Here is a 23,018-nt window from a genome sequence, read left to right on the forward strand (position 1 = left end):
TGCCCAGAACGAAGAGATGCAGGCAGGCTGAACTCATAAATGACGGGGTCAAACATATACAAATTTCTGTCTTGACAGAAATAACCGAAATATCTAAACTCAGCGCATGGAACTGACACCTGTAAAACAAAAATTTATTCTGCACTGGGGCGAAATGGGCACCTTATGGGGCGTTAATCGCACAGTAAGCCAGATTCATGCCCTGCTCTATATCGCAGGTTGCCCGCTGCATGCGGAAGAAATTGCTGATACCTTGGGTGTAGCACGATCGAATGTATCGAACTCACTGAAAGAGCTGCAGAACTGGAAACTGGTGAAACTGGCTCATGTGATGGGCGACCGGCGTGCGCATTTCGAAACTTCGCTGGATGTTTGGGAATTATTCCGCACTGTCGTCAGAGAGCGCAAAGAGCGCGAGCTGAGCCCAACCATAGGTATTTTGCAGCAATGCCTGGATAGTCCGGATATAGATCAGGAAGACAAGGCAACCCAGCTTAGGATTAGCGAGACGCTGGCACTGATGCAAACGCTGACCAGTTGGACCGATGAGATGTTAAGACTGGAACCCGCCACCTTGATGAAACTGCTCAAAATGGGCGCTGCGGTACAAAAACTGGTCCGAGGTGAAGATAAGACGTCTTGATACGGGCATTCACGCCGCAGTCAGATTGACGCTGAGGAAGAACAATCTCAGCGTTTTTTAAAAAACATGCATTTCTGTTTTGACAGAAATTACAGAAACAATATCTATAAGCACACTTAATCAGAGGGAGATCACGATGGCAATTTATCCACTGACCATTTTGTACGACGAATCCTGCCCGCTTTGCAAACTGGAGATCGATAACCTGAGAGCACGTAATCAGGGCGGACAATTGCGCTTTATCGACGTTTCCGCCCCTGATTATGACGCGTCCTTATGTCAGGTCGCCAAAGCAGATTTGATGCGGATTATTCACGCCCTGCGCGCCGATGGGCAACTGGTGCATGGCATGGAAGTATTCAGGCTGGCCTATGATGCAGTCGGTCTGGGCTGGATGACCGCCGCGACCGGATGGCCGCTATTGAAACCGGTGTTCGACTGGCTCTATCCGCATATTGCCAACAATCGAAATCGCTTAAGCTGGGTGTTTTCAGGCTCGGTATTTCGTCTGGCGGCACGGCGTGCGCTGCGTCGCAGTCAAGCCTGCAAAGACGACGCATGTGAACGCAAGGATCACAAGGATGCATCATGAAGATCCTGGTCTGCGGAGCAAACGGCTTTATTGGCAGGCATTTATGTCTGCAATTACAAGCTGCCGGACATCAGATCCTGCGTGGCATCAGACCAGGCGATCCTGCGGCATGTCCTGGGCCGGATGAAGTATGGATGGACTTTTCCAGCGAGACCCAGGCCAGCATTTGGACATCCCGCCTGCAACAGGCGGGGCCGATTGATGTCATCATCAACGCCATCGGTATTTTGCATGAGTCTGGCAAACAAACCTTTGAGACGATACACCGTGATGCCCCCATCGCCATGTACCAGGCGGCTCAACGGCTAGGCATAACACACATAGTGCAGATTTCTGCGCTGGGCGGCAACCAGGACGTGCAAATACATGAGGGTATGAGTCCTTACTTACGCACTAAGCGTGAAACCGATCGCTTTTTACTGCAATCGGGCTTGTGCGCCTTGATACTCCGTCCCTCGCTGATCGTAGGCGTGGACGGCATCAGTAGCCGCTTTTTCAGAATGTTGGCCAGCCTGCCGGTTTTGCCGGTTCCTGGCGATGGTCAGCAGCGCCTGCAACCAGTTCACGTTGATGATCTTTGTGAGGCCGTTGTGCGCTGGTTATCGACACCAACATGCAAGACACTGGAATTGAACGTGGTGGGTCCCAGCGCGATGACTTACACGGAAATGCTGATCAATTACCGCGAGTTGATGGGACTGCGACCTGGCCGCGTGCTGTGCATCCCCTTATGGCTCATGCATACCGTGGCTGGCTTGGCCCGTTTTTTTCCTCAACAGGTGCTGAGTCGCGACAGTTTGCGCATGCTGGAAAATCACAATGTGGCCGAGCCGGCGCCACTGCAACAACTACTGGCACGCCCAAGCCGAAATAAGGAAAGCTGGTTCCCTCAAATCCCGTGCACCATGCTCGCCAGCGAAGCACTGTTGAGTTGGCATCTGATTTGTTATCGCTATATTCTGGCCTTGATATGGATAATCACAGCCGTCTTATCGTTTGGATTGTACCCGTTGCAGGATAGCCTGCAGCTCTTGCAAGCCCTGCCTGTACCAGTAAGCTTACATTTACCGCTGCTGTATGGTGCAGCCTCTCTGGATGGGATGCTGGGAATAGCCTGCGTATTTGCCCCCTCGCGCAAATTATGGACATTCCAGCTTGCGCTGATTGCGACATACAGCATACTCATCGCCCTCTATCTGCCGCAATTCTGGTTACATCCGTTTGGGCCGGTGTTGAAAAATATCGCCATCGTCGCCCTGCTGCTCAGCTTACTATCCACCGACAGGAAAACATCATGAATAGCTATCTGCTGTTGAAAACCTTACATATCATTTCATCTGTCGTTTTGGTAGGCACCGGTTTCGGTTCGGCTTTTTATCTCTTTTTGACGAACCGTAGCGGTAACACGGAAGCCCAAATGGTAGTCACGCGGCTGGTAGTGATTGCGGACTGGTGCTTCACCACGCCAGCTGTGCTGATCCAACCCATTAGCGGCGTCAGCATGGCGTATTTGGCTGGCTGGCCTTTGAGCACGCCCTGGCTCATGGCCTCCATCCTTTTATACTGCCTCGCCGGACTCTGCTGGCTTCCTGTCGTCTGGCTGCAAATTCAGTTGAAACACATGGCAGTACATGCAGTAACGACCAAGGCAGCGCTACCAGCACGATATTGGCGCTACGCCAAATACTGGGAGCGACTCGGCTACCCTGCGTTTATCGCGATGATAGGAGTGTTTTATCTGATGGTGAATAAGCCATTGTTTTAAAAAATCCTTAAATACAAACTCACCCTACGTCTTTTCGATCAGAATATTTGAATACGTTTGTTCCGGATGACGCAATACATCGCGAAAGTAACCATAATCTCAGTGAGATATACACTGCTCAACAATCCTATCCATCCCCAATAATAAGTTGCCGCAATGGCATAGACAATATGTAAAGGCCCTGCGATCACATATATGCGGCTAAGCACAAGTCCTTCTCCTAAGGCCAGCAGCCGCCATTGTGAAAATATCGTTGCCACCGCAATGATAACTGGCAAAACGGCAAATGCTTTGAGATAAATCGCCACCCCGGCAAAAGCCGCTCCAAAGTAATTGATGGCGATGAAATCTGCACCGAAAAAAATGAAAGCCGCGCCTATAATTTGCGTACCGACAAGTGAACACCAACCCAATCGATTTAAGCGTCTAAACTCTTCAGGTTTCGGGCTTGCACCAGATGCAACAAAGCGCGGAAATAATGCACTTGCAATGGGGGAAATAAATCCCTGTATCCCTGAACGAATTTTATCGCTTGCCGCGAAAAATGCCACCTGTTCAGAAGTACCCAAAAATTTCAACACGGTGAGATTTACCATCGTATATAGACTAATCGAAATATTTGAGGCAAAAACAGGCCACCCCTCCCGCAATAATTCAAACATACGTCTTGTGCTGACGGGTGCCCAGATTAAAGTTTTGAGTTTTCGAAAATAGAAATAAGACATCAGAGACGCAATCAGACCTGGCGTGCTCATCAAAGCTGCTGCCAGAACTACGTCACCGGGTGATTTCACAAACAAAAAAATTAATGGCAATACTGCCAGCCGTGAAATTCCCGTAATAAACGCCAGCTGCTTCATCCGCTCCAAGCCTTGAAACAACCAGGTCGGAAACAGCGCATTTGAAAAAACGCCAATGAATGCTGCTGCAGTTAGCCATTCGCTACCTCGCAGAGAAGGTATCAAAAACAGCATACTCAGACAAATTCCAGCCATCAAAATAGCCAAAATCAATTTGACTGCTAAAGTATTTATGACGATATCTGAAATTCTCTCCCAGTCGTGCCGCCACAACGTGATGAGTCTCGTGACAGTAATACCAAAGCCATAATCGGTCACAAAAATAAAATATTGAATAAATATCTGCACAAAACTAAGTGCAGCGAACTGCTCAACTTGCAAAACCCTGGTCAGATATGGCAATGTTATCAAAGGCGACAGATAAATCATTGCTTGCACAAATACAAGGTAAATTATGTTGATTGTTGCTGTTGACATGGGAAACTGAAAATTATTTTAGCGACTGGGGAAAATTGAAAAATTCTTTAATCAACGGTATTAACAAAAAGAGAAAGCATCAACTTAGTCTCATTAGGTATTTACAGAATCATATCGGAAATTTCTTTCAATATCGCTTTTAATAATTTTTAAATCTATCCGCTCAAACGCAAACCAGAACGGAAAGCGCTCTCTTTTTTGAGGTTAAGGCTATTAATGCATCAATTACGATTCGCATTTAGAGAAGTACGACTTAGATATAAATGCGCAGGGATTTTCCCGCAAGCCTCAGATCAAGTTAGGTGACATAAGGCTTCCATTGAAGAACGTAATGTACGCTCATAGAACTTAGCCTTACAACTCGCGCTGATTCGCTTAAGTGATGGCGATTAGCTACACAGATAGCAGTGTGTTGCAAGGTTAAATGGCAATACCTATTTCCAACATTATCTCTTAAGCTAATTTGGTAAGCGACTTTTCCAATTTCTTTACCAAAGATGCCAAAGCCAACTGACTCCATCGCACTAATCCGCAAGTAGAGCCAAATTGAAATCTACAAATATTGTTTTATCAGCTTGATTTGAGTGCATCTATGATGCGTTTGCAAGCCATACCATCGCCATAAGGATTATGAGAGCGAGCCATTTCGTTATAAGCATCCTCAGAATCAATCAATGCTGAAGTAGCAGATACGATGCAATCTACATCGGTTCCGACTAATTTAACAGTTCCTGCGGCAACAGCCTCAGGGCGCTCTGTAGTATCTCTCATGACAAGAACAGGCTTACCAAGAGACGGCGCCTCTTCCTGTACACCACCAGAATCTGTCAATATCAGATGACATCTGTCCATCAAATACACAAACGGTTCGTAATCGAGAGGATCAATTAAATGAACGTTTTTAAGATCTGAGAGAAGTCGGTTTACTGGGGCCTGTACGTTTGGATTTAAATGAACTGGATAAACGATCTCCACATCAGGATAGGCCATTGCCAATTGGCTCAAGGCACTGCAAATTCGCTCAAAACCGCCGCCGAAATTTTCTCTCCGGTGACCAGTTACAAGAATAACTTTGCTGTCATCTCTTAAGAAAGAAAAGTTTTCTTTGTATTGGCTGACCTGAGTAGTATCCAGTTTAATTTTGTCACGAATTTGCAAAAGCGCATCAATTACTGTATTCCCAGTAACCACTATATTGCAATCTGCGACCCCTTCTTTGAGCAGATTCTCGCGTGAAGTATCAGTCGGCGCAAAATGCCATTTAGCTAATGCTCCAGTTAATTTTCGGTTAGCCTCCTCCGGCCACGGCGAATACAAATTACCAGTTCTCAAGCCAGCCTCAACATGACCGACATCAATTCTTTCATAATACGCAGCCAATGCTGTAGCAAAGGTAGTGCTAGTATCTCCATGCACCAAAACAATGTCAGGCTTAAACTCTCTAAGTACATCACGAATTCCCGCCAATATACGACTAGTAATGTCATACAGATCCTGCCCCGGCTTCATTATATCCAAGTCAAAATCTGGCACTATTTCAAATAGCGACAAAACCTGATCGAGCATTTGACGATGCTGTGCGGTGACACACACCTTAGATTCAAACTCATCGTGAGCAGATAATTGCTTGACCAAGGGTGCCATTTTGATTGCTTCTGGGCGGGTACCAAAAACAGTAAGAATTTTCTTTTTCATCGTATACAGACCACTTTTACTACAAATTAGGCAATGAAACACAGTTCATTGTAGGGGCTATTAATTATCAATATTGGACATGAATCTCACAGTCCATATTTAATCCACAATGTTAAAGCCATAACAAGGTGAACATAGGGATGCCAAATTTAACTTAAACTCCATGTGATTATCTCATACTAGATTTAAGGGATCTCGAATATTCATCGATCGGACAAATCCCAAGTAAACCCTTAAAGAATCTGCAAACGAAAAAAAACTGAGTGTATGTCTTACACTCAGTTTTGTGAAATCGCCAATACCAGATCAGGAAAATTTCAGATAAGCTTTCAATTGACGCAATTTTTCTTCCTGCTCGGGTGTTTTCGGCTTACTCGCAGCTTCACTCAAGAATGCAAGTACCAGCGCCAATAACAATCCCAAAAAAGCAAACGCGAGGGTAATGATTGAACGTTTAGGCTTATCTTTCAACTCTGGCTCAACCGCCTTATCCAGCACCTGGATCAGAGGAATATCTTTTGCCTCATCGAGACGCGCCACCTCATATTGCTTAGAAAGCAACTCATACAGCATTTGATAGTATTTGGCATCACGGAGTAATTGCACACTGCTACTACCCGAAGCTTCTTTGACTTTCGCTGCACCTGCATCGGCTGTAGCAGGCGTTCCATTTTCCAACTTAGCTAATTCTTGCTGCATGCCCAGCAATTCCTGGCTGACGCGTTTATATTCCTGATTATTTGGCGTCACAAAAGCCTGCATCGCTTTCAGTTGAATTTCCTTAGCTGAAATACTTGCACGCAGTTTGGCCACCGTCTCCAACACGGCTTTACTCTGAGCATCGACACTTAATATCCCCTTGCTGTCGATACCACTAGATAAGGCGGTCTCCGCAGCAATCATTTTATCTTTTGCCTGCAATAACTGCTTTTCGTAGAAAACACGACGTTGAGAAGCTTCAGTTAAGGCAAAAGTACTTGTCAAGGTAATTAACTCTTCAACATAGGCATTGGCAATCGCGGCAGCTACTTTAGGATCCTTGTCTTCAACATCTATCGAAATAATATTGTCCTTACCCGAAGAGATTACAGAGTTTGCTTCCAAAACTTTACGTGTTGTCTCTGTAAATTTTTGCTCATACCGTGACTGCAAATCAAAACGCTTAATCAGCTTATCTGTCAATAGACGGCTTTTAAGCATAGAAACGTACAAATCATTGGGATTTTTCAAGCCTAAGGCAGCACCTGCCCCACCCGCCAAGCCACCTAACTGGCTCAACATCGCTGAAGCCGTAGACTGGCTCTGCTGAGGTGGCAACACTTTGGTATTCGCCTTATATACTTTAGGCATGGCAAAACTGATCAATAACCCGGCAAGTCCAAACAGGACAGGGTACAAAATGATCTTACTTTTATGTTTCGCCAGCACCAGCATCAAATCCATCAAACTGATGCCGCCCTCATCCTCTTCATGCATAGCAAATTTATTTTCTTGATTTATGACTGTCATGCTTATTGCCTCAAACTCTTAATTGCCGCTGCACTGATGCCAAATCCAGACAAGATTTGCGCCCAGTCTTTAAGTCCGTTAATCACAGATTTATAGGCAGTCTCTTTATTCAAACGCTCAGGCACCACAATGCTGTCGCCGGGCATGACCTCGGCAGAAATAACACTGGAGAACCAACCACGGCCAGAGGAGGACAGGACAGTGCCATTTGCGCGGATAACAAAGACGCTATCCAGATCGGCCTCAGAGGTAACACCTGCGTTTGCCAGGTATTTGTCGACTGTAGTCCCTTTTCGCCAAATGATAGACGAGTCCTGATTGACAGCTCCAAATACATGCACAAAATCAGGGCGACTCGGAATAACCAGCTGATCGCCATTTTCCAATTTTAATTGTGGCAGCTTATCGACATTTTCATCATTCGTAGCCAAATCAAGTGAAACACGTCCCGTTGCCTTCAACTCGCGCATACGTGCCAACGCCTGCATGCCAGACTCTTGTTCAACTTTAACTTTTAAAGCAGCCACTTGCGCATCTGCACTCGATTGATTAGCAGCAGCCTTTGCTGACTCTGTACGTAGCTGAGTTTCAAGACGTTTTACAGCTTTCTCGAGATTAAGCTGTTGCTCCTGCTTCACCTTTTCGCGATAAAACTCAGAACCGAATAAGAAAGCATTCGCTGTAGGGCCGCCAGCTTTTGCAACTAAAGAATGAATCGTCTCACCAGGCGACATCTGATAAACCCCTGGCGCATTTACTTCACCTTCAATACGTGCAAATACTTTACGCTTTGAAATAGGAACGCGAATATCATTCTGGGAAAACACCGTTACCGCATCCCCAGCCTGCAATTGCAAATTATCTTCACTATTTGCATCAGCCATAGCACGGCCAAGATTAAATGGGACCAAACTGACATTGAGAGTAGCACGATCAATACGCTCGACAACTGCATAGTCCCAGTTCACATCATCAAACAGGTTACCAATACGTGCTGACAGAGTGGCTGCATTTTCTTTTCTATCGTCCTGCGCATCCACCTCTTGCTGAAGCAAAATATCATTCTGACGCTGAACAGAAGCTCTTGTGATCAGACTTTCCCGATTTGGAATCAAATCGCGAACACGCATTCCAGACTTAAACGGGACACGCATTGCTTGATTCACATTACCACGTAAAGTCACAGCATTCGAAAAGTCAGGAGTGATTGCTGTTACTGTCAGCAAATCACCATTCTTCAACGTTTTGTTTAAGCCAATACTGTTTAACGCAAACTCCTCTACAGTACGTGGCTGCGACTTAACTGGATCGATACGTTCCAGGAAGGCTCTGCGGGGATCGGCAACGACAGGCATGCCGCCTGCCAGTTCAAGCACGCTGGAAATAGACTCATTACTTGTTTTCAATTCATAGATAGCTGGCGTATTAACTTTACCAGTCAGAGCGATATGACCAACTGCCGCGGGAATAAAGATGGTGTCACCATCCTGAAGTTTGATATCGCTGCTTTTATCGCCTTTTGCTATAAACGCGTACAGATCCAAAGCACCCACCACTTTGCCACTACGCTTCACTTGTACATTGCGCATGGAACCCGCTGAATTAGGACCACCACTGACCAGAAGCGCTGTCACCAAAGTAGAAAAACCTGAAACTGTATAGGAACCCGGCTTTCTGGCCTGACCAACCACATACACGGTAATAGCCCGTAAACGGCCAAAACTTACATTCACGGTCACATCACGGTACAGCCTCGCGATCGATGAACGGATCAGCGCATCTGCATCCGCTGCTTTCACCCCCGCCAGATTAATAGTACCAATCGTAGGAATATTGATCGCACCATTTCGGTCTACCACCGCACGATAATCAACTTCAAGACTACCCCAGGCACGAATCAATAATTCATCACCGGCTCCCAACACATACTCAGAGGGAACTGGGGTGTTTTGTAATGGAGCAAAGCTCGACGGCGTGTTCAAGAAAAAATCTGCTCCAAATACTGGCAAATTTTTTCCTATCGCATATCGGACAAAATTCTGAAACTCGCTGCTTTCTATTTTTTCCTGATTCCTCATCTCAAAGCGCTGCTGAGGTGAAAGTTCCTCCCCACCAATTCGCACAGACGAAGGCATACCAGACTGACTGGTTGCCGATTGCCCTTTGAACTGATTTACAGATGACATCCCCGAAGCTTGATTTGTCGACAACTGACCATTGGGCTGATTTGTCGATAACTGACCATTAGGCTGATTTGTAATTCGACTCTGCGTTTTTGAAATGCTGGATTGCGCTTCGTTGTTGTTGGCATTGTTTGCTAACTCTGCTTGCTGCGCAAAAACACTGGAAACCGCAAGAAATGTGACTATCGGCAAGGTACTCTTCATTATTTGGTGCATAGTGTACGTACATTAAAATTGTGTATGGACTTGCGAATTGATTTTCGAAAGAAATGAATACTAGCTATTCGTCAGGCTACATCTCGCGAAAACTTCTGATTTTCGTCTGTTTCCGAAGCGCGTTCACCTACGGTCATCCAGCGTTTGATTTTAAATCGAACGATCATTGCATAGAAAGTGCAATAGCACAGGATAAATATCCCCGTAAACAAGAGGATTAATGGCGTATTGGACCAACATAAAACGGCTGGGATGATAGAAAATGCCGTCAAACCCCACAAATAGGGTGCAGTCATCGAGTTACGTTTGACAATATGCGCAGCTTCTTTCGAACCTGTCATATGCCTGACCAAACGCTTGTATACGAGTGAGTGCAGGTGTATCGCATCGGGCAAACCTGCCGGCAAACCACGAATGATCTTGCGGCGATAGATAGAGAATACAGTTTCCCAAACCGGATAAATCACCAACAAAAGCGGAAACCATGGTGAAACTGAAGGGTTGCGGTACACTAACATGACGCAAATTTCTGCGATCATAAAGCCCCAAAGATAGGCGCCACCATCTCCCGCAAAGATGGTGCCTCGAGGGTAATTCCAGAACAAAAATCCTAGTGTTGCTCCAATTAAAGCAATGCATTGCCCAAGCAAAAACACATCGTTAACCTGATAGCTGACGTAGGCAAGCGCAGATAAAATCATCAACACTACTGCTCCGGCCAGACCATTAAAACCGTCAATAATATTCATCGCATGGGTAATGCCGCCAACCGCAATCATGACCAGCAAGGCGTTCAAAACAATGTAGCTGGTCACCAAATGATCCAGCATCGGAATACCCAGACGCACAAGCTTTGCATCCAGCAGCCACATTCCTAACAGTGCAGCGAAAAAAGCGGCCAATAAACGCTTTAATGGGCTGACTTTCTTTGTTATATCTTCCACCATCCCGGCAAGCCAGACTGGCAAAATAGCTAGTACGAAAAACAAACTATTAACGTGCCACTCCCCCAGATACAAGGCTGTAAGAGCAGACAGCAAGCCTGCAAATATGGGCAACCCGCCAATCCGTGGTGTCGCACCATGATGCATTTTTTGAGGACCAGATCCACTTTGGTCTGCGGAAAACTTATGGTGTGTATGCTTGTAAAAAATCAAAAGAAAACAAACACTCCAAGATACAACTGCCGAGATGAATAGAATAACCGCCATGCTCTCACTTATAGGAATATATATACAAAGGCAATATTACCAGACTGAAGCAGAAATACTGAATTCTGATATCACAACAGCTGGCAAACCTCAAAAAAAATCGAAATATCAGCTTAAGGGCGAAAGCGTCTTGATACTACGCTATTTAAATTTCCTATTGATTACTAATCAACTCAAATTCATGTTTAAAAAACGCAAAAATAATCAGCGCAGCATCTCTTCTATACAATTTTAGCTGCGGCCAAAAGCATCTTCTAATCGAACAATATCGTCTTCTCCCAGGTAGCTTCCTGACTGCACTTCAATGATTTCTAAAGGAATGACACCAGGATTACTTAAGCGGTGCACCTCGCCCAGTGGAATATAGGTTGATTGATTCTCCGTGATCAACTTAATTTCATCACCACAAGTAACCTCAGCCGTCCCCTTTACTACGATCCAATGTTCGGCCCGATGATGGTGCTTTTGCAAGCTAAGACTGGCGCCAGGCTTGACCTGAATACGTTTAACTTTGAAACGATCTGACTCGTCTATGCTGTCGTACCAGCCCCAAGGTCGAAACACTTTCCGGTGCAAGGTATGTTCGGCACGACCTTGCTTTTCCAACATAGCCACGACTTTCTTGACTTGCTGGCTCTGCTTACGATCGACAACCAGCACTGCATCCGCTGTCTCAACGATGACAAGATCGTCAACACCCACGGCAGTGACTAAACGATTTGATGCATAAATCAAGGTGTTGCTGGAATCCGCCAAAAAAGCATCACCGACCAGCATATTGCCATCATTATCATGTTCACCAGTCTGCCAAACTGCGTCCCAAGCACCAAGGTCACTCCAACCTGCCGCAAGCGGTATCATGCTAATGTTAATTTCTGAGCCTGGACACTGCTCAATCACCGCATAATCAACTGACTCGCCGACCACCTTATCAAACAAAGCTTTATCTGGACGAATAAACAGCTCATCGTCAGAGCGACCATTCCATGCAGCGCTGACAGTCTGCAGCATATCTGGACGAAACTTTTTCAAAGCCTTAAGCCATGTGCTCGCCCTTAAAACAAACATACCGCTATTCCAGGCGTAGTTGCCACTACTCAAATACTTGACTGCCGTCTCTAAATCGGGTTTCTCGGCAAATTGCAGTACGTTGTGCTTTCCAGACTGCCCAAGATTTCCATCATAGTGTATGTACCCATAGCCAGTTTCTGGCCGGTCAGGCGCAATTCCAAGAATAACTACGTCACCATTAACTGCGGCTTTTACACTTTGGTTCAATGCAGCGGTCATGGCGGATTCGTCACCAACGGTCTGATCAGCTGGTGTGACCACCAGAATTGGATCATCTCCAAGCAAATTTGCCTGCAATGCAGCTAGAGTAAGAGCGGGAGCTGTGTTACGTGCCACAGGCTCAAGCAGAAGCCTGGCATCGACCTCTTTCAACTCACGCAACTGATCCAGCGCTAAAAACCTATGCTCTTCATTAGTGACGATTAAGGTTTCATTAAGCTGAAATTCATTCCCGGATATGGAATTAACGCGAGAAACAGCTTGCTGAAAAAGACTGTTTTGGCCAGAAAGCACCAAAAATTGCTTTGGAAATCCAGTGCGTGAAAGTGGCCACAAACGTGTACCAGAACCACCGCACATTATCACAGGAACAAGCTTAATCATCAGTTACTCTCTTAGGTCGCAGTCCTGCGAAACTCAGGAAATCATCTCTTTTAGCAGGATTTCAAGCTATCTCTCAAATGCATGCACATGCTAAAAGAAATCACACAAAAAGTATTGCCATATCAACTGATGTTCTGCACCTGTTCACTGGTTTTACCAAAGCGTCGCTCACGTTTATGGAAAGAAGCGATAGCCTCATCGAGCGCTTCCACTCCAAAATCCGGCCAAAATGTTTCCGTAAAATAAAATTCAGAGTACGCTAATTGCCACAAGAGGAAATTAGAAACTCGCGACTCACCACCTGTGCGTATCAGCATGTCAGGCTCAGGTGCAAATGCCATAGAAAGTTTAGTAGAAAGCAACTCCTCTGTCACATCCCCAGCCTTCACACCTTCAGCGATCAACTGGTTACACGCATTTACAATATCCCAACGCCCACCATAATTTGCACAGATAGTCAAAGTCAACCCAGTATTGGCAGCAGTCTCAGACTCAGCCAAGCGTACCAAATCCTGCAAATCTTTATCAAAGCGACTGAGATCACCGATCACTTTGAGGCGAATGTTATTCTCACCCATCTTGCGTATTTCGCCGACCAGCACCTTCCGGAAAAGCTGCATCAGCAAAGACACTTCTTCTTGAGGGCGACGCCAATTCTCAGAGCTAAAAGCAAACAAAGTCAAAAACTCAACGCCACGATTTACACAGGCTTCAACTACCTTGTTTACCGTCTTTACACCTTTTGCATGTCCGGCAAACCGTGGTAAAAAGCGTTTTGTCGCCCATCGCCCATTGCCGTCCATAATAATAGCTATGTGCCTAGGCATATTTCCGCGCTCTACCACACCCGCATTTTTACTATTCATACAATTCTCAAATTATTTACTCGGGACACCAAATGGAATACATATTGTCGCATCAACAACAGTTGAATTCAACTGGCCCTTGAATGATTTTACGCGTCCCAATCCAAACTTCAGTTGCGTATATCGACTTAAGTTATAACTCAAGTAAGCAACTCCTTGCACAATTGCACCACCTTGGCTGTTCACTCCTCCGCCGCCCGCTGCACCAGCAAGAATTTCACCTGAAACGCCCAGCCCACGCGCACTTGTCATTGATCTGATACCAAGACCAGCCAAGCCTACTGAGTAACCGCCCGCATTTCCACTAAATGCACTATGGGCCTGAGCGGACATAAACAGATTGCGATTTATATCGCGATTGATTTTCAAACCCATGGTGTTAAGTGCCTGATCACCACCGGTATAACGGCTAGCTTTGACGTAATGTTGAATACTCGCTGCCCAGTCCATACCGCGAATGCTACGGTCAGCTGTCGAGATACCAGCGTCATCCAGAATGACACCCAGATTCAGGGTTCCATATTTCGCTTTAAATTTGCCATCAGGTGCATTAACTAAACCACCTTCCAGCGCAACAAAAACATCAGGAGTAATGTCTACTCTCGAGTAAAGTCCTGCTTTTGCAATCAGACCGCCGCCTGTCGGCACTTTACCGCCGCCGCCCATACCAACTGAAAAACGACTACCAAGACGTAAAGAGTCTGACAACACGGGAACTTCATAAGCAACCCCACCTAAAATTTCGGCATAACCATCTGCCCCCCCCTTAACTGCCGCACCAGCTTCAATTCCCCACAAAACATTTTTAGAAAGAAATTGCTCGGATCTGAAGCCAGCATAACCTAAGGAGCCCTCATAGGGCTTTGCAGCAAGATCTGCGATGCCGTGACGAGGCTGATACACCCCACCCGTGAGTTGTATCCTATCGAACCCCATCCCACCACGCCCCACTCCGGCAAAAGAGCGCCCCGCAGCAGACGAATCCGTATAATTGAAATCAGTATCAAACCCGACAACCAGACCAGCCTGGTTCGAGCGTATATGCCCATTGGGAAAGCGCACCTGGGACAAAGAAAGCCCGACTTCAGTGCGTCCTGACTTCCAGATTAAATCAATATGGGGCCGCAACATAAGCCCGCCCCCGACTGCAGCAGCACCACCGCCACCACCGCCCGCATACAAGCCAGCTTTTCCGTATACATTTGCAAACAAATTTTGCCTTAAAGCCAATTCGGCACCACCGGTAAAAAAACCACCGCGCTGTCCTGTAATTGCACCATAAGCAGCAGGACCAACTTCAACAGTTTCATTTACTTTGAACATATAACTACCACCTACCATACCCATGGTTTCATTTTGGGGTAGCCTGAGCTTTTCAATACCGAACTGCACATGTGCAGCTTTACTGAAAAGCTCTACATCAGGCGATGGATTCGACTGCTGCGCTTGCACATGCGAAAAGGCTAGCGAAAATACAGTCACAAGCGGAAATGAGACGCTTTTATTAATTTTCATTTTTGAATGAGGCTTGAAATCAGACTGCTTAACGCAATCACCAATTTAATTGACTATTTTTCCTGAATCTACTTTGCGGGAATCAACACAATTTAGACATTTTTAACTAGCAATGCATCAAATTGGTAAGTCATCTATAGAAAATCACACGCCAGTGGTGTGGAAGATGCATTGTATCAATGCTTTGGTTACGAAAGAAGCATTAATTTTGTACATAGATATTTGAGGTGGTTTTCACATCTGTGATAACGAGGATAACGAGTAAAAAAAAGCGGCTTTACATCAGCCGCTTGTTGCAGATGCATCGCAAGTTGCATCTTTATCGGGATTACATGCTCTGGCCCGACCAAGAAAATTGACCTTCACTCTGCGCGTGACCGAATTATAAGTAAATGAAACGGTGCCCGCCTGTGGTTGCTGCACACTTGTTTTGGTCCGGCTTCTGCCATTGCCAGTGTAAGAGATATAGGCTGAAGAGGTATCGGTGAATACACTGCTTACATTGAATTTAGTTGATAGTGCATCATGAGTAAAAATAATCTGCTCGGTGGCATCAGCTTTTAAATTGCCATTATCGTCTACAAAAATAGTCCAACCCGACTTCCAGTTGTTTCCATCGACAGCAACCATTGTGACTTGCGCCCCACGCTTAATAGCTTCCGCACGTGCAAGATTGACACCCGCATAAAACTCTAAGGTCGCTGTCTGCAATTTTTGACTATCGATAAAAGAGTTAAATGAAGGCGCGGCGAGCGCCATCAGGATCGCAGCTATGCCAAATGCCACCAGCAATTCGACCAACGAAAAGCCTTGATGTAAACGGCTAAAATATAATTTTCGCATGAATCACCAGCACAATTCTTTGGTGCCCGAACTTCCGGTGAAACCCTTAACGCCAGTACTTGTCAAGGTAAAGCTTCCACATACAGGATCGCTATAAAACTGATTTACATTTTTTGTCCCAGGCTCAGCAGTCAGCAACACACAGCTTTGAATAACATCTCCAGTGCAAGCGGTTCCTTTAATTTCATAATTACTTGATTGCGCAGTTTCCCCGGAAAACCAGGTAAATTTCTTTTCAGCCTCATCTGTGGATGACTTAGAAAAAACGATATAAGTATTATTCTGCGTATAAAACTGCTCTTCTCGCAGCATGAGTTTTACCAATGCCGTCTTTGCTTCAGCCCGTTTGGTTTTTAAGGCATGCGATTGGTAAGCCGGGACACCGAACGCTGTAATGATGCCAATAATGGCCACTACTATGATTAACTCTATTAAACTAAAACCTGTATTTTTTTTCATAACCACCCCGATATATACAATTTACGAACCACCTGCGGTAGCAGTTTTTTTCAATTCCTGCCAGTTTCTGATTTCCTGCCAGCTGATACGTCCGGCCCGGGTAACTGCATCCGCTGCAGCTGAATTCTCGGTGGTAATACCAGAAGAGTTGCCCGTTCCAGCTGTTCTGACAGAAATCTTCGTTGTTATCCTGCGTGCACCAGTTCCCGTCCTATCTCCAGATGAAGTAGAAATATTGATGACTATCGGTGATGTCAATAAACCTATGGTCGACATGGTACCAGTCACTTCGGAATTCGTGCCGGTAAGCACATCAACCGCATACTTACGACCACTACCACCGGAACAAGGATCCGAACTGAGAATAAGAGTATTAAAAAACAAATAATTTCCTGCAAGTGTGCCTGTCAGTGTGTGATGAATGCGTTCACCAGTATTTTGTGAATTAGAAAAATCCAAATACCAACCTTTTTTAGTTCCACTGACTACGCCATACACGAATTTATTACCACCAATTCTGAAACCACTACCATCCGGCGTCAGCGTACGCGGTTCTAGTTCGCTACGGCTAGTCACCACATCACTATCGTAAGTGGTATCTAAAATTGCATAATACGAATTAGTGATGTAATTGGACGGAGTTACATCATAGGTCTCCATATACTTTCCAGTTCCAAAAGTCAGTATATAGCCACCTCCAGGAGCAAAAACAATTTGTGGTTGGACAGTGATAGGTTGTGCTACGCCACTTGAGTTTTTTGCTGTAAATACGGGCTTGCTAGCAACTTTGGCTTTATCCAGACTACCTGCACTGAAGTCGAAACGCCATAAATTCCCCTGTAAATCTCCCGCATAGGCATAACTGACTGAGCCATCTGCACCATATGCTACATTGGGAGCACCAAGGCCATTTTTTGCCGCAACATCTTTAATCGGCGTCATTAATTTAAAATAATTGCTGCCTTTTACCCACGGATCTGACGGTTTCTTGTCTAGCGAAAGAATGAACAGCGCTCCCTGTCCCGTCGCATTCGTATCATAGTCATAATTATTATACCCACTCGAGATAACGACAAAGTTCCCAAACGTTGGACTTGTCGTCGTACCACCAGTGCGGAATTTTGCAATCAAGGGTGGGGAAAGCACATATCCCATGTCTTTGTCAATTTTATCGGTGAACTCCCACAAGGCACCTATGCCACCAGAGAAATTCGCAGGATTGGTTACATCGAGTGCAAATACACCTTTATTACCAGCTCCCATGCCCGCCACTAGCAAAGTTTTCCAAACACCACTGACTTGTGCCTCTTTGACTGTGATACGGCCATCAACAAAAGAGTCGTGACTATAGTAGGGGTCGGTCAGGTCATTCAACTTGGATAGCAAAGCATTGGGGATGTATGAAAATATCTCACTCCCATTTATTGCATCAAAAGCATGCAACATCCCGTCGTTAGAACCAACATACACTGCTGCCTGACGCCCTTTATTGGCAGCATAAAATGCACTATAGCCAACGCCCGTCACATTTTTTGCTGGTGCACCGTAATAGACAGGTGCACTATTGACAATATCACCCAGTACACTGTCACGGGATCGAAATTTACCTGTGGTATTTCCACTTGCATCCTTACCTTGCTCCAAAGTACGTACTCCGCGCAAGTAATCAATGCGGTCGCGAGCCAGGTTATCGGTGACACCTGTGTGAGGATCCGTATTTAATGCAGCCAGATCGCTTGTACTAAAATTACCGGTACCGCTTGCAGTGAAGCCGACCAATGCCAAGGAGCCATCAGCAGAAATTTTAGATGTATAAATTTTTCTATCTGCGGGCAAAGGACTCGGTGGCAACTTATTCACCGGATCACCGGTGAGAAGAATGCCAGCATCCCAGATTGCGATTGGGTTTGCAGCGGTTGCAGAAAGTTTTTTCAAACTACCTGACCACTTCTCTGCTTTAAAACCAGGTTCATAGACAAAGGGATTTTCACTTGAACTGGTAGAGCTAATTCCGACACCCGCGAGCGTTCCACCGCTGGATGCAACAGTTTGAAAAATAGAATTGATCGCAGCCATCATCCGTCTTGGATTGCTGGCCAGGAAGAAATTATCCGGATCTGTACCATTCCCTTCCGCCCACTCCTTATTATTCGAAACAACGGTCTTACCATCTGAATCAAAAGTTTTAAACGGATTTTTATCCAGGTTCAGATCACTAAAACCACCATACTTTGCGGTCAGATACAGCTGAGATAGTCGTGGTGCAGTGTTACCGCGTCCAGTATTATCGATAGAGCCGTTACCATTTTCATCAACGTCGATCGTAAAAGTTTTTACCCGTACAGGCTTGTCCAGACGAATATCATTATTGCGCGCCCAATACGCTGTACCAACCATATAGAAAGTAGCTCCGCTTGAGCCAGTGTAAGAGTTCGCCATATTAGCGAGTGAAGCGGCTGGCGCAGCATTCCCCGAATTGGAGTTGGACTCCATTGCGGCCACGAGCGCAGTTTGCGCTTTAGCATCAAATGCTGGCCACTGCGATGTTGCAGAATCAGCAGGCCTTAAGCTACGCCCGGCGCCACCTAATGTACCTCCTGGGATGAAGGTGTCCTGATGCGTATTTGCATCGCCAATCGCAATAATATAATTTTTCTGACAAGATGCTTCTATGGGATCAGTCCAGTTGGTTAACACCTGAAAGTTGTCCTGCATTGCTGCTGTAATCCCAGAAATAGCGCTCGACGTAGGTGATTTTCCCTGAAGATAGCGAATACTCTCGTAATACAATTCCCCCAAGGGATCGTAGCCTTTATAACTACCTGTGCGTCCAAATTTGTTAAGATAATTGATAACACCACTGTTCCCAGTGCCATCATTTTCAGGATTGTCGTAAAAAATCCCTGTCAATGGATTCCATTCGGGACGTGTATTCACCTCTTCAGCAAAACCATTCGTTGCACGATACTGCTTACTACCTACGTATTTCAAAGGAGCACGTAAAACACCACCATATCGCGTGTTAACATTGTCCATCAAATAACCAAAAGCGCCATAACGTACACTATTCTGATTGCGCTGCATCTGCCCTACGGGTTTATAGGTTCCATTCGGATATTGCAAACACAAATCTGTTCTGGAAGTATTTTCCTTTGCATCGCAGACTTGAACACGGACAAGAAACTCTCCCAAGACACGATCTGAACCAACATCAAGTCGCGTATCCGAATTACTGTCATTACTCGGGTAAGTGCGCTGAGTACCACAACTGCCAGTCACATTTACATCAGTAAACATAATTTTATTGTTGCAATTAAGCACATACATGGTCGCAACATTGTATGGCGTTACTCCTTTTGGAGCGCTCATCGTTGCAGATACTGCGACAATCTTCCTGCGGAAATAGCTACTATTATAAAAATCAGGTAAATAAGCGCGTTGCAATACTGTTTGAGAAGACGAATCGACTATCCGGTCACCACCAGTCAATGAGAGTCGCAACATATCAATAGACGAGGAAGAGGCCCAATTCATGAAATTTCCACTGAACGAGTCACCACCGCATTCATAACTCGCATCCGCATCTTTTGAAATGGCGAAATATCCATTCGCCATATCGGAAGTACTTACTGTCCTACTAGTAATTAAGTTCCCATTTTTATCTCTGGAAAACGTCTTAAATCCACCATTCACATAGCATTTTTTAGGGTTGAAATAACCTATGTATTCCACCGTTTTATTGTAATCGCTGGCATTGGTGTAAGCCGCTTTAACTGTTGGGAACTCAACAGACAAATCCAGCAACAAGTTCGGGCGAACGTTACCACCGCCTGAATACAGCGGTTCGCTAGCCAGACTGACTGTGGGTGGTGCGGCAAACGAATTACACACGGCTGAACTCGCGGCCACGAGTAAAACAAAGCGAGCAGGCAGGCTCAAAAAGGTCAACTGCCGAGTGAATAAGTGTCGCATCATGACTTCTCTGCTTTCCGATAAAACGATTGCAAAACAACCTGAGTATTTTCATTCGCCCCAAAACCAACGGCAGTAATTCTGAACAAATATTTAGTTTGCTCATCGGCTTTACGACCAGCTTCCAAATCCTGCACCGCTTCGATTATGTAACGTGGTAACTTGGCAGGAAATGAACCTTTTCCTATGACCATAGACTGTCCGGTGAATCGACCAAATTTAACGGACGCAGAGCCAGACGCATCTGATGCCAAATCATTCACAAACCAAACCGGCGTCTGCCCCTGCAATGCAGGCAAACACATGCCTTGATATAAATTTGCGTCACCTTTTGCGCACCCAGCTTCAAAAAACAAATTCGACTTAGGATCAAATGTATCTGCGCGGCTTCCTGCAATGGCCGATTGTGGGTCAATATCCATTTCAGCATCTTTCAGTGCAGCTTCAGCTGCCATCAATGCAATCTGCCTATCCCTGTCGTTACGGGAGGCTTTCTCCCCCTGCAAGGAAATAGTCGACATGGAAATACTCAATATCAACACGACTATCAGCATCATCAGCGATACAAACAAAGCAGCACCCTGCTCACGTTTTGCCAAGTGCAAATACAGCCGGTTTGAACGATGACGTTTAGCAATATCCTTGAAATACATGATCTGACTCAATTCGTTTATGGAGGAGGAAGGCAAGTGCCGCGATCGGTATCGACATAGCACAAATTACGTACCTGAACCGTAGTCGTGTAAATTCTGCGGCTGCGATTTTTCGTGTCAGCAGCTAACTGTGACTCCATAATGGTCGTCCCTTTATCGTTGGACCCATTAGCCGCAGCATAAGCGGATCCAAATACATCGTATTGGGTAGTCTGTTTATCGATACGTGAATTTTGGGTACCCCTTACCAACATTGCAACTTTTACCACGGATATTTTCTTCCAATATGTTTTGCGATTCAAATCCTGCTTTTGCTCGGCTGGCGTAGCACCTGACAAGACTAAAGTTGAATCCAAAGCATTAACGGCAGTAGCAGTCAAATACTGATTAGCAGTACCATCTGGCGGGTTACTTCTGTCAATTCCATACAAAACCTGAAAAGACTCCACACCTTTCACTATCGATTGTGCAGACCATTTTCCAGACGTGGCGTTGTAATACTTGCAGAGCAACTCTGGCTCTTTGTTCGCATCATTTGCCACATAATAAATACTCCAGCCCCTGTCCTGATCGGCAGTGCTCGGAGATACGGGCGCGGGCACAAAAAAACCAGCGCAGTTTGTTACGATACCGTCACCTGCTCCAGTACCTGAGCCAAAGTAACGAACCGCAAGTACATCACTAAAATTCACCGCACTGCCTGTAGGCGTATCAATTCCGGTTGAAGTTGCGCCAACGCTATTTGCATCTAATCCAGAAATATCTGAGCTTGCGGTTTCAGGAGTAATTTGAGGAGAATTATTAAAATCATAATTCACATAGCCAGCCTGCCTTAAAGAGGCCGCAATGTTATCAAGCGCAAAACGCGCAGTATCCTGCGTATCCTTACCTTCAGTTTGCGCAGTAAATAAAGTTTTTGTTGATACGACCAGACTGGTTGCAGCCAATACAACGATAAGACCCAGCATCAAGGAAACTAACAATTCAATTAACGTCAGACCCAACTGAAATCTGACACGCATCACATTGCGCGAGTTTGAGGAGAATTTTAATGTATTCATCATTTCACGTACGACTCAACGGTGATTGCAACGCTAGGAGGTATTACTCCATTGCTATCAATAAAACTTCCATCCGGATTTTTGCTTTTCCATCCGATTTTAATCGTCATTCCGGAACTGCTATCCGCCGTACAAGTCCAGGTCAAAGCTTTCTTTGCTGAGTCATAAGGCACTGAATCTCTGCATACCAAAACTCGCCCACCTGGCAATAATTCTTTAACACGGATAAGCCACTCATAGATTTCCGCTTTCGCCAAACCATTTGCATCGCAACTTGCAGCAGAGGTAAAACACATGCCTGGTGCAGTCGGCAGAGGATCAGTCAGCGAATTATAATTAACTGCTAAAAATGGGTTAGTTGCATCCCCCCCCTTCATAACAGCATCGCTAGAGCGCATTTTGTCGGCCAATTCGCTTGCCAATGCGACGGCAACGGATTGAAAGCCACTTTGCTGGGTCGTTCTTACAGCTGCCAACTGTAAACCAGCAGCACCTATAACTCCTAAGGCGAGTACAAATACCGCAATCAATACTTCGATAAGGGAGAACCCTTGAGTGTGTTTCAATTTCATAGCTGCCTACCATGGAATACGCGTACAGACATTTTAGCTGTTGAAATAAAAATTCAGGCAACCGTTTATCAACCGTAATACGCCAGTTATCGGAATTTGTGTTACATACGGCTTTTTCGGTGCGGTGAAAAAAGAGATCTATGCAAAATTGAGCCTATAGAAAAGCACATGAGATCAAGTTTAAGAAGAGTCCGCAGTATCATTTCATTAATGGCACATACGTTTAGATGAGATAGCCAGATCAGGCTAGCGATATAAAAAAATAAAGCGCAGAGCACATGAAGCAAATCACAAAGCCCAAAGCCCATAAAG

The 23,018-nt window shown here is 45.4% G+C and carries 18 protein-coding genes; 4 read left to right on the plus strand and 14 right to left on the minus strand.

Annotated features, from left to right (window positions below; all coding sequences use genetic code 11):
* The first annotated feature begins 106 nt into the window (after positions 1 to 106).
* The 4 genes from EYB48_RS18485 (at position 107) to EYB48_RS18500 (ending at position 3,000) form a co-directional block, all read left to right on the plus strand.
* On the plus strand, positions 107 to 643 hold the full coding sequence (locus EYB48_RS18485) for a GbsR/MarR family transcriptional regulator (RefSeq protein WP_162021858.1): 537 nt from the start codon (positions 107 to 109) through the stop codon (positions 641 to 643).
* A gap of 136 nt (positions 644 to 779) precedes the next feature.
* Entirely contained in the window at positions 780 to 1,235 is a 456-nt protein-coding gene (locus EYB48_RS18490; protein WP_162021859.1) for a thiol-disulfide oxidoreductase DCC family protein, read from the plus strand.
* Positions 1,232 to 2,533 (plus strand): SDR family oxidoreductase, encoded by a 1,302-nt coding sequence (locus EYB48_RS18495; protein ID WP_162021860.1) that lies wholly within the window; start codon positions 1,232 to 1,234, stop codon positions 2,531 to 2,533. The genes EYB48_RS18490 and EYB48_RS18495 overlap by 4 nt, the downstream gene beginning before the upstream one ends.
* The gene (locus tag EYB48_RS18500; protein WP_162021861.1) at positions 2,530 to 3,000 is read left to right on the plus strand and encodes a DUF2269 family protein; all 471 of its coding nucleotides are present in this window, start codon (positions 2,530 to 2,532) and stop codon (positions 2,998 to 3,000) included. The genes EYB48_RS18495 and EYB48_RS18500 overlap by 4 nt, the downstream gene beginning before the upstream one ends.
* A gap of 38 nt (positions 3,001 to 3,038) precedes the next feature.
* Here the strand turns inward: EYB48_RS18500 and EYB48_RS18505 are convergent, their stop codons facing one another.
* The 14 genes from EYB48_RS18505 to pilV form a co-directional block, all read right to left on the minus strand.
* Complete coding sequence (locus tag EYB48_RS18505) at positions 3,039 to 4,277, minus strand: oligosaccharide flippase family protein (protein ID WP_162021862.1); 1,239 nt, start codon at positions 4,275 to 4,277, stop codon at positions 3,039 to 3,041.
* A gap of 570 nt (positions 4,278 to 4,847) precedes the next feature.
* Positions 4,848 to 5,972 (minus strand): non-hydrolyzing UDP-N-acetylglucosamine 2-epimerase, encoded by a 1,125-nt coding sequence (wecB, locus tag EYB48_RS18510; protein ID WP_162021863.1) that lies wholly within the window; start codon positions 5,970 to 5,972, stop codon positions 4,848 to 4,850.
* 306 nt (positions 5,973 to 6,278) lie between these two features.
* Entirely contained in the window at positions 6,279 to 7,481 is a 1,203-nt protein-coding gene (locus EYB48_RS18515; RefSeq protein WP_235935273.1) for a GumC family protein, read from the minus strand.
* A 2-nt stretch (positions 7,482 to 7,483) separates the two neighbouring features.
* Positions 7,484 to 9,868: a polysaccharide biosynthesis/export family protein gene (locus EYB48_RS18520; RefSeq protein WP_235935275.1), complete on the minus strand. Its 2,385-nt coding sequence runs from the start codon at positions 9,866 to 9,868 to the stop codon at positions 7,484 to 7,486.
* An 83-nt stretch (positions 9,869 to 9,951) separates the two neighbouring features.
* Positions 9,952 to 11,091: an MraY family glycosyltransferase gene (locus EYB48_RS18525; RefSeq protein WP_162021864.1), complete on the minus strand. Its 1,140-nt coding sequence runs from the start codon at positions 11,089 to 11,091 to the stop codon at positions 9,952 to 9,954.
* Positions 11,092 to 11,322: 231 nt separating this feature from the next.
* Positions 11,323 to 12,765, minus strand: a complete 1,443-nt coding sequence (locus tag EYB48_RS18530; protein ID WP_162021865.1) for a mannose-1-phosphate guanylyltransferase/mannose-6-phosphate isomerase — start codon at positions 12,763 to 12,765, stop codon at positions 11,323 to 11,325.
* A gap of 122 nt (positions 12,766 to 12,887) precedes the next feature.
* Entirely contained in the window at positions 12,888 to 13,631 is a 744-nt protein-coding gene (gene uppS / locus EYB48_RS18535; RefSeq protein ID WP_235935277.1) for a polyprenyl diphosphate synthase, read from the minus strand.
* 12 nt (positions 13,632 to 13,643) lie between these two features.
* The gene (locus tag EYB48_RS18540; protein WP_162021866.1) at positions 13,644 to 15,146 is read right to left on the minus strand and encodes a hypothetical protein; all 1,503 of its coding nucleotides are present in this window, start codon (positions 15,144 to 15,146) and stop codon (positions 13,644 to 13,646) included.
* A 282-nt stretch (positions 15,147 to 15,428) separates the two neighbouring features.
* Positions 15,429 to 15,989, minus strand: a complete 561-nt coding sequence (locus tag EYB48_RS18545; protein WP_162021876.1) for a GspH/FimT family pseudopilin — start codon at positions 15,987 to 15,989, stop codon at positions 15,429 to 15,431.
* Between the two features lie 3 nt (positions 15,990 to 15,992).
* Positions 15,993 to 16,448 (minus strand): type IV pilin protein, encoded by a 456-nt coding sequence (locus EYB48_RS18550; RefSeq protein ID WP_162021877.1) that lies wholly within the window; start codon positions 16,446 to 16,448, stop codon positions 15,993 to 15,995.
* Positions 16,449 to 16,469: 21 nt separating this feature from the next.
* Positions 16,470 to 20,423, minus strand: coding sequence for a pilus assembly protein (locus EYB48_RS18555; protein WP_162021867.1), 3,954 nt, complete (start codon positions 20,421 to 20,423; stop codon positions 16,470 to 16,472).
* Positions 20,420 to 21,073, minus strand: a complete 654-nt coding sequence (locus EYB48_RS18560; protein WP_162021868.1) for a pilus assembly PilX family protein — start codon at positions 21,071 to 21,073, stop codon at positions 20,420 to 20,422. The genes EYB48_RS18555 and EYB48_RS18560 overlap by 4 nt, the downstream gene beginning before the upstream one ends.
* Positions 21,074 to 21,090: 17 nt before the next feature.
* A complete protein-coding gene (locus EYB48_RS18565; RefSeq protein WP_162021869.1) occupies positions 21,091 to 22,137 on the minus strand; it encodes a PilW family protein in 1,047 nt (348 codons plus the stop codon).
* Entirely contained in the window at positions 22,134 to 22,706 is a 573-nt protein-coding gene (gene pilV, locus EYB48_RS18570; protein ID WP_162021870.1) for a type IV pilus modification protein PilV, read from the minus strand. The genes EYB48_RS18565 and pilV overlap by 4 nt, the downstream gene beginning before the upstream one ends.
* Positions 22,707 to 23,018: the final 312 nt, after the last annotated feature.

Origin of the sequence: Cognatundibacterium crateris, from assembly GCF_010078235.1 — a bacterium.
Taxonomy (GTDB): domain Bacteria; phylum Pseudomonadota; class Gammaproteobacteria; order Burkholderiales; family Burkholderiaceae_D; genus Undibacterium; species Undibacterium crateris.

Excerpts from the sequence above, each read along its gene's own strand:
- EYB48_RS18495 (WP_162021860.1), top strand. The coding sequence starts at position 1,232 with ATGAAGATCCTGGTCTGCGGAGCAAACGGCTTTATTGGCAGGCATTTA.
- pilV (WP_162021870.1), bottom strand. The coding sequence starts at position 22,706 with ATGAAATTGAAACACACTCAAGGGTTCTCCCTTATCGAAGTATTGATT.
- EYB48_RS18525 (WP_162021864.1), bottom strand. The coding sequence starts at position 11,091 with ATGGCGGTTATTCTATTCATCTCGGCAGTTGTATCTTGGAGTGTTTGT.
- EYB48_RS18500 (WP_162021861.1), top strand. The coding sequence starts at position 2,530 with ATGAATAGCTATCTGCTGTTGAAAACCTTACATATCATTTCATCTGTC.
- EYB48_RS18540 (WP_162021866.1), bottom strand. The coding sequence starts at position 15,146 with ATGAAAATTAATAAAAGCGTCTCATTTCCGCTTGTGACTGTATTTTCG.
- EYB48_RS18550 (WP_162021877.1), bottom strand. The coding sequence starts at position 16,448 with ATGAAAAAAAATACAGGTTTTAGTTTAATAGAGTTAATCATAGTAGTG.
- wecB (WP_162021863.1), bottom strand. The coding sequence starts at position 5,972 with ATGAAAAAGAAAATTCTTACTGTTTTTGGTACCCGCCCAGAAGCAATC.
- EYB48_RS18565 (WP_162021869.1), bottom strand. The coding sequence starts at position 22,137 with ATGATGAATACATTAAAATTCTCCTCAAACTCGCGCAATGTGATGCGT.
- EYB48_RS18515 (WP_235935273.1), bottom strand. The coding sequence starts at position 7,481 with ATGACAGTCATAAATCAAGAAAATAAATTTGCTATGCATGAAGAGGAT.
- uppS (WP_235935277.1), bottom strand. The coding sequence starts at position 13,631 with ATGAATAGTAAAAATGCGGGTGTGGTAGAGCGCGGAAATATGCCTAGG.
- EYB48_RS18520 (WP_235935275.1), bottom strand. The coding sequence starts at position 9,868 with ATGAAGAGTACCTTGCCGATAGTCACATTTCTTGCGGTTTCCAGTGTT.
- EYB48_RS18490 (WP_162021859.1), top strand. The coding sequence starts at position 780 with ATGGCAATTTATCCACTGACCATTTTGTACGACGAATCCTGCCCGCTT.
- EYB48_RS18560 (WP_162021868.1), bottom strand. The coding sequence starts at position 21,073 with ATGTATTTCAAGGATATTGCTAAACGTCATCGTTCAAACCGGCTGTAT.
- EYB48_RS18555 (WP_162021867.1), bottom strand. The coding sequence starts at position 20,423 with ATGATGCGACACTTATTCACTCGGCAGTTGACCTTTTTGAGCCTGCCT.
- EYB48_RS18530 (WP_162021865.1), bottom strand. The coding sequence starts at position 12,765 with ATGATTAAGCTTGTTCCTGTGATAATGTGCGGTGGTTCTGGTACACGT.
- EYB48_RS18545 (WP_162021876.1), bottom strand. The coding sequence starts at position 15,989 with ATGCGAAAATTATATTTTAGCCGTTTACATCAAGGCTTTTCGTTGGTC.
- EYB48_RS18505 (WP_162021862.1), bottom strand. The coding sequence starts at position 4,277 with ATGTCAACAGCAACAATCAACATAATTTACCTTGTATTTGTGCAAGCA.
- EYB48_RS18485 (WP_162021858.1), top strand. The coding sequence starts at position 107 with ATGGAACTGACACCTGTAAAACAAAAATTTATTCTGCACTGGGGCGAA.